Origin of the sequence: Hydrogenophaga sp. (assembly GCF_050182545.1) — a bacterium.
In the GTDB taxonomy this organism is placed as follows: domain Bacteria; phylum Pseudomonadota; class Gammaproteobacteria; order Burkholderiales; family Burkholderiaceae_C; genus Hydrogenophaga.
This window is the reverse complement of the sequence record NZ_JBFXCD010000023.1, coordinates 44,886-53,177: the sequence shown is the minus strand read 5'-3', so window position 1 is coordinate 53,177 and position 8,292 is coordinate 44,886. Positions and strand designations below refer to the sequence as shown.

The window sequence follows — 8,292 nt, the reverse complement described above, 5'->3', positions numbered from 1 at the left end:
TGCCGGGTGACAACGTGTCGATCACGGTCAAGCTGATCGCGCCGATCGCCATGGAAGAAGGCCTGCGCTTTGCCATCCGCGAAGGCGGCCGCACCGTCGGCGCCGGCGTGGTTGCCAAGATCATCGAGTAAGGGCATTGCGGGTCAGAACTCTCGCGCAGCGACGTGGTCTGATCTTTTTGATTTGCAGCCCTCAGTGGGGCACAAGCCAGTAGGGGTATAGCTCAATTGGCAGAGCGTCGGTCTCCAAAACCGAAGGTTGTAGGTTCGATTCCTACTGCCCCTGCCACCCGATGGCATGCAGACGCAAGCTGAGTCTGTTCTGTCGAGTGGTTGAAAACAAGCCCACCGAAGTCGCGAAGACCTCTGGTGGGCTTGCGTGTCTCAAGCTTTCGGGTTTCGGGCGCGCCTTTTGATACGTATTGTCTGGATCCACATGGCCACTTCCGAAGTTCAAACCGTCCATTCCGGCGCCGACAAGGCCAAGCTGGCGGCGGCCATTCTTCTGCTGCTGGGCGCCTTCGTGGCGTTCTATCTGCTGTCCTCGCGCGGCGCGCTGGTGCAGTGGGGTGCCTTGATTGCGGGTCTTGTGGCTGCGGTGGTGGCGTTTGCGGTGTCCGAATCCGGTAAGCAGCTGATCGCCTTTGGGCGCGACGCCTGGCGTGAAGTCAAGAAAGTGGTGTGGCCCGCGCGCAAGGAGGCCATCCAGATGACGGCCTATGTGTTCGCGTTCGTGTTTGTGATGGCCTTGTTCCTGTGGCTGACCGACAAGACCCTTGAGTGGGTGTTTTACGACCTGATCCTGGGCTGGAGAAAATGATGACCGAACAACACAGTCCCGTGACCGATGGCGTCGCCGCCGAGGGTATGCGCTGGTACGTGGTGCATGCCTACTCCGGCATGGAGAAGGCGGCCGAGCGCAACATCATCGAACGCATCAACCGCGCCGGCATGCAGGACAAGTTCGGCCGCATCCTGGTCCCCACCGAAGAAGTGGTGGAGATGAAAAACGGCCAGAAGCGCACCACCGAGCGCAAGTTTTTCCCCGGCTACGTGCTGGTGGAAATGGTGATGGACGACGACACCTGGCATCTGGTCAAGCACACCAACAAGGTCACCGGCTTTGTCGGTGGCGCCAAGAACCGCCCGGCGCCGATCTCCGAGGAAGATGTGCAGAAGATCGTCAGCCAGATGCAGGAGGGCACCGACAAGCCGCGTCACAAGGTGGAATTCGTGGTCGGCGAGTACGTGCGTGTCAAGGAAGGTCCGTTCACCGACTTCAACGGCACGGTCGAGGAAGTCAACTACGAGAAGAACAAGATGCGCGTGTCGGTCACCATTTTCGGTCGCGCCACGCCGGTCGAGCTCGAATTCAGCCAGGTCGAGAAGACCTGAGTTTCCGTGGCGCAGACGGGTCGGCCCGACGTCTGCGTCATCTGATCTTTTCCGGGTCCTCAACCGCGAGGAGGTTGTCCATGTGGCGACCGTCTGCACTCGCAGGAGCTAAAAATGGCGAAGAAAATCGTCGGCTTCATCAAGCTGCAGGTGCCAGCTGGTAAGGCCAACCCCTCTCCCCCGATCGGTCCGGCGCTGGGTCAGCGCGGCCTGAACATCATGGAGTTCTGCAAGGCGTTCAACGCCCAGACCCAGGGCGTCGAGCCCGGTCTGCCGCTGCCCGTGGTGATCACGGCATTTGCGGACAAGAGCTTCACCTTCATCATCAAGACGCCGCCCGCGACGACCCTGATCAAGAAGGCCATCAAGCTCGACAAGGGCTCTTCCGTGCCCAACAAGAACAAGGTCGGCAAGATCACCCGAGCCCAGCTTGAGGAGATCGCCAAGACCAAGATGAAGGACATGACCGCTGCCGATGTGGACGCCGCCGTGCGCACCATTGCTGGTTCGGCCCGCTCGATGGGCGTGATTGTGGAGGGCGTGTAAATGGCCAAGCTGACCAAGAAGCAAAAGGCATTCGCGGGCAAGGTCGACAGCAACAAGCTGTACGCCCTGACCGAAGCCATCGCCATCGTCAAGGATTGCGCCAACGCCAAGTTTGACGAGTCCATCGACGTGGCCGTGCAACTGGGCGTGGACGCCAAGAAGTCCGACCAGGTCGTGCGCGGTGCTGTCGTGATGCCCAACGGCACCGGCAAGACCAAGCGCGTGGCCGTGTTCGCCCAGGGCGCCAAGGCCGAAGAAGCCAAGGCCGCCGGTGCCGACATCGTCGGCATGGACGACCTTGCCGCCGACATCAAGGCGGGCAACATGAACTTCGACGTGGTGATCGCCTCGCCGGACGCCATGCGCATTGTTGGTACCCTGGGTCAGGTGCTGGGTCCGCGAGGCCTGATGCCCAACCCCAAGGTGGGAACCGTGACGCCGGACGTGGCCACGGCCGTGAAGAACGCCAAGGCCGGCCAGGTGCAGTTCCGCGTCGACAAGGCCGGCATCGTGCACGGCACGATCGGCCGTCGTTCGTTCGATGCCGACAAGCTCCAGGGCAACCTGGTGGCGTTGCTGGACGCGCTGACCAAGGCCAAGCCGGCCACGAGCAAGGGTGTCTACCTGCGCAAGGTGGCAGTTTCGTCGACCATGGGTGTCGGTGTCCGCGTGGACATGCAATCCATCTCGGCGTAATCGCGGAGACAGGAAGAATTCGGGTGACTTTGGTTGCCCGAGTGTGGTGGGCCCGCAAGGCGGTCGCAGGATCGTTTTTGTGGGGCCATCCAAGACCGTTGGTGTCGGGCCCATTCCTTCGGGATATCGCTTGACTTAATTGTGAAATGCCAACGCAGATGGCGATCCCGCTGCAGATGGAACCCGTTCCAAAACAGTTGGTCGCTGCAATGAGGCGTGTTTCAGGCCCCAACCGGCCGGGAGCACATTTAAGGAGTAGACCTTGAGTCTGAATCGCAGTGAGAAAGAAGCGGTCATTTCCGAAGTGACCAGCCTCGCCGCAAAAGCTCAAACGCTCGTGATGGCGGAATACCGTGGCATCACGGTCGCGAACATGGACAAACTGCGCGTGACAGCCCGCAGCAACGGTGTGAGCCTGAGTGTGTTGAAGAACACCCTGGCCCGCCGTGCGGTGGCTGGCAGCCCGTTTGAAGTGGCCGCTGACCAGATGACCGGTCCGCTGATCTATGGCTTCTCTGAAGACGCCGTGGCTGCCGCGAAAGTGGTGGCCGAGTTCGCGAAAACCAACGACAAGCTGGTGATTCGCGGTGGCGTGTACGGAGGCAAGGCCCTGGACGTCGACGGCGTGAAGACGCTGGCCAGCATCCCTTCGAAGGAAGTTCTGCTGGCGCAGCTGTGTGGCTTGCTGAAGTCGCCCATTTCGCGCACGGCCGTCGTGCTGGGCGCGCTGGCGGCGAAAAAAGGCGAAGGCGCTGCCGCACCGGCAGCAGAGGCGGCCGCCGCCTGAGTGGCGCGGCACGTTCGTTCAACCCAATTGTTAGGAAATCAAAATGGCATTCGATAAAGACGCATTTCTGACCGCGCTGGACAGCATGACGGTCATGGAACTCAACGACCTGGTGAAAGCCATCGAAGAGAAGTTTGGCGTGAGCGCCGCCGCCATGGCCGCTCCCGCAGCGGGTGGTGCCGGTGGTGGTGCCGCCGCAGCCGCTGAAGAGAAGACCGAATTCAACGTCGTGCTGGTCGAAGCCGGCGCGAACAAGGTCTCCGTCATCAAGGCCGTGCGCGAAATCACCGGCCTGGGCCTCAAGGAAGCCAAGGACCTGGTCGATGGCGCTCCGAAGAACGTCAAGGAAGGCATTGCCAAGGCCGACGCCGACGCCGCCGTGAAGAAGCTGGTGGAAGCCGGTGCCAAGGCTGAACTGAAGTAATTCGGTTGCCTACAGGGGCTGGAGCGCTCGACAGGGCCTCCAGCCTTTGGTGCTTTCAGAGCACACCCAAAAACCGGTGGCCTGACCGGTTTCCGATGACCCCGCGGTCGACGGAACACCTGTATGCCACGGCTTTTGAGTGTCTTCTGACCCCGACTGCAGAAGACGACTTGGTTCGGGCCTGTGTGCAATGCACGGGCCGTCCGCCAAGGTTGGTAGAGGCCAGCCACCAAGCAAGCCACCGGGTAGCCCCACCCGGTCGGCCAGACAGTCGCCAAAGAGCTCACCCGGAGATCTCATGGCCTCAGCATCGAAATACGCATACACCGAACGCAAGCGCATCCGCAAGAGTTTTGGCACCCGCGAAAACGTCCTCGCGATCCCCTATCTCCTGCAGATGCAGAAGGACGCCTACACCGCGTTCCTGCAGGCCGACAGTGCCCCCAGGAAACGCACCAACGAAGGCCTTCAGGCGGCGTTCGAAGCCGCCTTCCCGATCGTCTCCCACAACGGCTTCGTGGAGATGAAGTTCGTCGAGTACAACCTGGCCAAGCCGGCGTTCGATGTGCGCGAGTGCCAGACCCGCGGTCTGACCTTCGCATCGGCGGTGCGTGCGCGCGTGCAGCTCATCATCTACGACCGCGAGTCCTCGACCGCGCAGTCCAAGGTGATCAAGGAAGTCAAGGAGCAAGAGGTTTACATGGGGGAAGTGCCCCTGATGACCGAGAAGGGTTCCTTCATCATCAACGGCACCGAGCGCGTGATCGTGTCTCAGTTGCACCGTTCGCCGGGCGTGTTCTTCGAACACGACAAGGGCAAGACGCACAGCTCGGGCAAGCTGCTGTTCTCGGCCCGCATCATTCCCTACCGCGGTTCCTGGCTGGACTTCGAGTTCGACCCCAAGGACGTGCTGTTCTTCCGCGTCGACCGTCGCCGCAAGATGCCGGTCACCATCCTGCTCAAGGCCATCGGCCTGACGCCGGAAACCATCCTGGCCAACTTCTTCGTCAACGACCACTTCCGCCTGATGGACAGCGGCGCGCAGATGGCCTTTGTGCCTGAGCGCCTGCGCGGTGAAGTGGCCCGCTTCGACATCACCGACAAGAGCGGCAAGGTCGTGGTGGCCAAGGACAAGCGCATCACCGTGCGCCACACCCGCGAGCTTGAGCAATCGGGCACCACGCACATCAGCGTGCCCGAAGACTTCATGATCGGCCGCGTGGTGGCGCGCAACATCGTGGACGCCGACACCGGCGAGATCATTGCCAAGGCCAATGAGGAGCTGACCGAAGCCCTGCTGAAGAAGCTGCGCACGGCCGGCGTTCAGGACCTGCAGTGCCTCTACACCAACGAACTCGACCAGGGCGCCTACATTTCGCAGACCCTGCGCAGCGACGAGACCGCTGACGAGTTCGCCGCGCGCGTGGCCATCTACCGCATGATGCGCCCCGGCGAGCCGCCGACCGAGGACGCGGTGCAGGCCCTGTTCCACCGCCTGTTCTACAACCCGGACACCTACGACCTCTCGCGCGTGGGCCGCATGAAGTTCAACGCCCGTGTGGGCCGTGACGAATCCACCGGCCCCATGGTGCTGTCCAACGACGACATCCTGGCCGTGGTCAAGATCCTGGTGGATCTGCGCAATGGCCGTGGCGAGGTCGATGACATCGATCACCTGGGCAACCGCCGTGTGCGCTGCGTGGGCGAGTTGGCCGAGAACCAGTACCGAACCGGTCTGGCGCGCATCGAGAAGGCTGTGAAGGAACGTCTGGGCCAGGCCGAGCAGGAACCACTGATGCCGCACGACCTGATCAACTCCAAGCCGATTTCCGCGGCCCTGAAGGAGTTCTTTGGTGCTTCCCAGCTGTCGCAATTCATGGACCAGACCAACCCGCTGGCCGAGATCACCCACAAGCGCCGCGTGTCGGCCCTTGGCCCGGGCGGTCTGACCCGCGAACGTGCCGGCTTCGAGGTGCGCGACGTGCACGTGACCCACTACGGCCGCGTCTGCCCGATCGAAACGCCCGAAGGCCCGAACATCGGCCTGATCAACTCGCTGGCGCTGTACGCGCGCCTGAACGAGTACGGCTTCATTGAGACGCCGTACCGCCGTGTGGTCGATGGCAAGGTCACGAACCAGATTGACTACCTGTCCGCCATCGAGGAAGGCAAGTACGTCATCGCGCAGGCCAACGCCGCCCTCGACGCCGAAGGCCGCCTCAGTGGTGACCTGGTTTCCGCCCGTGAGAAAGGCGAATCGATCCTGACCTCGGCCGACACCATCCAGTACATGGATGTGTCGCCGGCGCAGATCGTCTCGGTGGCCGCCTCGCTCGTTCCCTTCCTGGAGCACGACGATGCGAACCGCGCGCTGATGGGCGCCAACATGTCGCGCCAGGCCGTGCCTGTGCTGCGTCCAGAGAAGCCGCTGGTGGGCACCGGGATCGAACGCGTCGCTGCGATCGACTCCGGCACCGTGGTGACAGCCAAGCGTGGTGGCGTCGTCGACTATGTCGACGCGACCCGCATCGTGATCCGCGTGAACGACGCCGAAGCTGTGGCGGGTGAAGTGGGCGTGGACATCTACAACCTCATCAAGTACCAGCGCTCCAACCAGAACACCAACATCCACCAGCGCCCCATCGTCAGGAAGGGCGACAAACTGGCGGCTGGCGACGTGATCGCTGATGGCGCTTCGACCGATCTGGGCGAGATCTCGATCGGTCAGAACATGCTGATCGCCTTCATGCCCTGGAACGGCTACAACTTCGAGGACTCGATCCTGATCTCCGAACGCGTTGTCGCCGACGACCGCTACACCTCGATTCACATCGAGGAACTGGTGGTGATGGCGCGCGACACCAAGCTGGGCGCGGAAGAAATCACCCGCGACATCCCCAACCTGGCCGAGCAGCAGCTCAACCGCCTGGACGACTCCGGCATCATCTACGTGGGTGCCGAGGTGCTGCCGGGCGACGTTCTGGTGGGCAAGGTCACGCCCAAGGGCGAGACCACGCTGACGCCGGAAGAGAAGCTGCTGCGCGCCATCTTCGGCGAGAAGGCGTCCGACGTGAAGGACACCTCGCTGCGGGTGGACCAGGGTTCGCAGGGCACCGTGATCGACGTCCAGGTCTTCACCCGTGAAGGCATCACGCGCGACAAGCGCGCCCAGCAGATCATCGACGATGAGCTCAAGCGCTTCCGCCTGGACCTCAACGACCAGTTGCGCATCGTGGAGGCGGACGCCTTCGACCGGATCGAGAAGCTGCTGATCGGCAAGACCGCCAACGGTGGCCCGAAGAAGCTGTCCAAGGGCACGACCATCGACAAGGCCTACCTGGACGACGTCGAGAAGTACCACTGGTTTGACATCCGCCCGGCGGACGACACCGTGGCCGCGCAACTCGAGTCGATCAAGAACTCGATGGAGCAGACGCGTCACAGCTTCGACCTCGCCTTCGAGGAGAAGCGCAAGAAGCTCACGCAGGGTGACGAACTGCCGGCGGGCGTGCTCAAGATGGTCAAGGTCTACCTGGCCGTCAAGCGCCGTCTGCAACCCGGCGACAAGATGGCCGGCCGCCATGGCAACAAGGGTGTGGTCTCCAAGATCGTGCCCGTAGAGGACATGCCGCACATGGCCGACGGCACTCCCGCCGACATCGTGCTCAACCCGCTGGGCGTGCCTTCGCGCATGAACGTGGGCCAGGTGCTCGAAGTGCACCTGGGCTGGGCTGCCAAGGGCCTGGGCCAGCGCATCGGCGACATGCTCCAGGCCGAAGCCAAAGTGGCCGAGCTGCGCCAGTTCCTGGAGAGCATCTACAACCAGGCCGGCAAGAAGGAAAACCTGGGCGCGCTCAGCGACGCCGAGGTGATCGAGATGGCCGAGAACCTGCAGAGCGGCGTGCCGTTCGCCACGCCGGTGTTCGACGGGGCCTCGGAAGACGAGATCCGTGCCATGCTCAAGCTGGCCTACCCGGACGACATCGCGCAGCTCAAGGGCCTGACCGAAACCCGCACCCAGGCGCAGCTGTACGACGGCCGCACGGGTGACGCTTTCGAGCGCAAGACCACCGTGGGCTACATGCACTTCCTGAAGTTGCACCACCTGGTCGACGACAAGATGCACGCCCGCTCCACCGGTCCGTACTCGCTCGTCACCCAGCAACCGCTGGGCGGTAAGGCGCAGTTCGGTGGCCAGCGCTTCGGCGAGATGGAGGTGTGGGCGCTGGAGGCCTATGGCGCTTCGTACATCCTGCAGGAAATGCTCACGGTCAAGTCCGACGACGTGCAGGGTCGCACCAAGGTGTACGAGAGCATCGTCAAGGGCGAGCACACGATCGACGCAGGCATGCCCGAGTCGTTCAACGTGCTGGTCAAGGAGATCCGTTCGCTCGGTATCGATATCGAACTGGAACGCTCCTAATTCGCCGCCAAGACAAGGATTG

7 protein-coding genes, 1 tRNA gene and 1 pseudogene are annotated in these 8,292 nt (G+C 62.6%); all 9 read left to right on the top strand.

Translation table 11 applies throughout. The annotated features are described in order from the left end of the window. Positions 1–131, top strand: a pseudogene (locus tag AB7P10_RS18325) (elongation factor Tu); the annotation flags it as partial. 81 nt (positions 132–212) lie between these two features. After that, a tRNA-Trp gene (locus AB7P10_RS18320) sits at positions 213–288 on the top strand. A 147-nt stretch (positions 289–435) separates the two neighbouring features. Continuing rightward, a complete protein-coding gene (secE, locus tag AB7P10_RS18315; protein ID WP_428295281.1) occupies positions 436–819 on the top strand; it encodes a preprotein translocase subunit SecE in 384 nt (127 codons plus the stop codon). Next, positions 816–1,394: a transcription termination/antitermination protein NusG gene (gene nusG / locus AB7P10_RS18310; protein WP_428295280.1), complete on the top strand. Its 579-nt coding sequence runs from the start codon at positions 816–818 to the stop codon at positions 1,392–1,394. The genes secE and nusG overlap by 4 nt, the downstream gene beginning before the upstream one ends. Before the next feature lie 114 nt (positions 1,395–1,508). Beyond that, complete coding sequence (rplK, locus tag AB7P10_RS18305) at positions 1,509–1,940, top strand: 50S ribosomal protein L11 (protein ID WP_137922451.1); 432 nt, start codon at positions 1,509–1,511, stop codon at positions 1,938–1,940. Then, a complete protein-coding gene (rplA, locus tag AB7P10_RS18300) occupies positions 1,941–2,636 on the top strand; it encodes a 50S ribosomal protein L1 (RefSeq protein ID WP_428295279.1) in 696 nt (231 codons plus the stop codon). A 262-nt stretch (positions 2,637–2,898) separates the two neighbouring features. Continuing rightward, a complete protein-coding gene (gene rplJ, locus AB7P10_RS18295; RefSeq protein WP_428295278.1) occupies positions 2,899–3,423 on the top strand; it encodes a 50S ribosomal protein L10 in 525 nt (174 codons plus the stop codon). Between the two features lie 43 nt (positions 3,424–3,466). Beyond that, positions 3,467–3,847 (top strand): 50S ribosomal protein L7/L12, encoded by a 381-nt coding sequence (gene rplL / locus AB7P10_RS18290; protein ID WP_428295277.1) that lies wholly within the window; start codon positions 3,467–3,469, stop codon positions 3,845–3,847. Positions 3,848–4,145: 298 nt separating this feature from the next. Continuing rightward, the gene (gene rpoB, locus AB7P10_RS18285; RefSeq protein WP_428295276.1) at positions 4,146–8,270 is read left to right on the top strand and encodes a DNA-directed RNA polymerase subunit beta; all 4,125 of its coding nucleotides are present in this window, start codon (positions 4,146–4,148) and stop codon (positions 8,268–8,270) included. The last annotated feature ends 22 nt before the right edge of the window (positions 8,271–8,292 follow it).

Excerpts from the sequence above, each read along its gene's own strand:
- rpoB (WP_428295276.1), top strand. The coding sequence starts at position 4,146 with ATGGCCTCAGCATCGAAATACGCATACACCGAACGCAAGCGCATCCGC.
- rplL (WP_428295277.1), top strand. The coding sequence starts at position 3,467 with ATGGCATTCGATAAAGACGCATTTCTGACCGCGCTGGACAGCATGACG.
- secE (WP_428295281.1), top strand. The coding sequence starts at position 436 with ATGGCCACTTCCGAAGTTCAAACCGTCCATTCCGGCGCCGACAAGGCC.
- nusG (WP_428295280.1), top strand. The coding sequence starts at position 816 with ATGATGACCGAACAACACAGTCCCGTGACCGATGGCGTCGCCGCCGAG.
- rplK (WP_137922451.1), top strand. The coding sequence starts at position 1,509 with ATGGCGAAGAAAATCGTCGGCTTCATCAAGCTGCAGGTGCCAGCTGGT.
- rplA (WP_428295279.1), top strand. The coding sequence starts at position 1,941 with ATGGCCAAGCTGACCAAGAAGCAAAAGGCATTCGCGGGCAAGGTCGAC.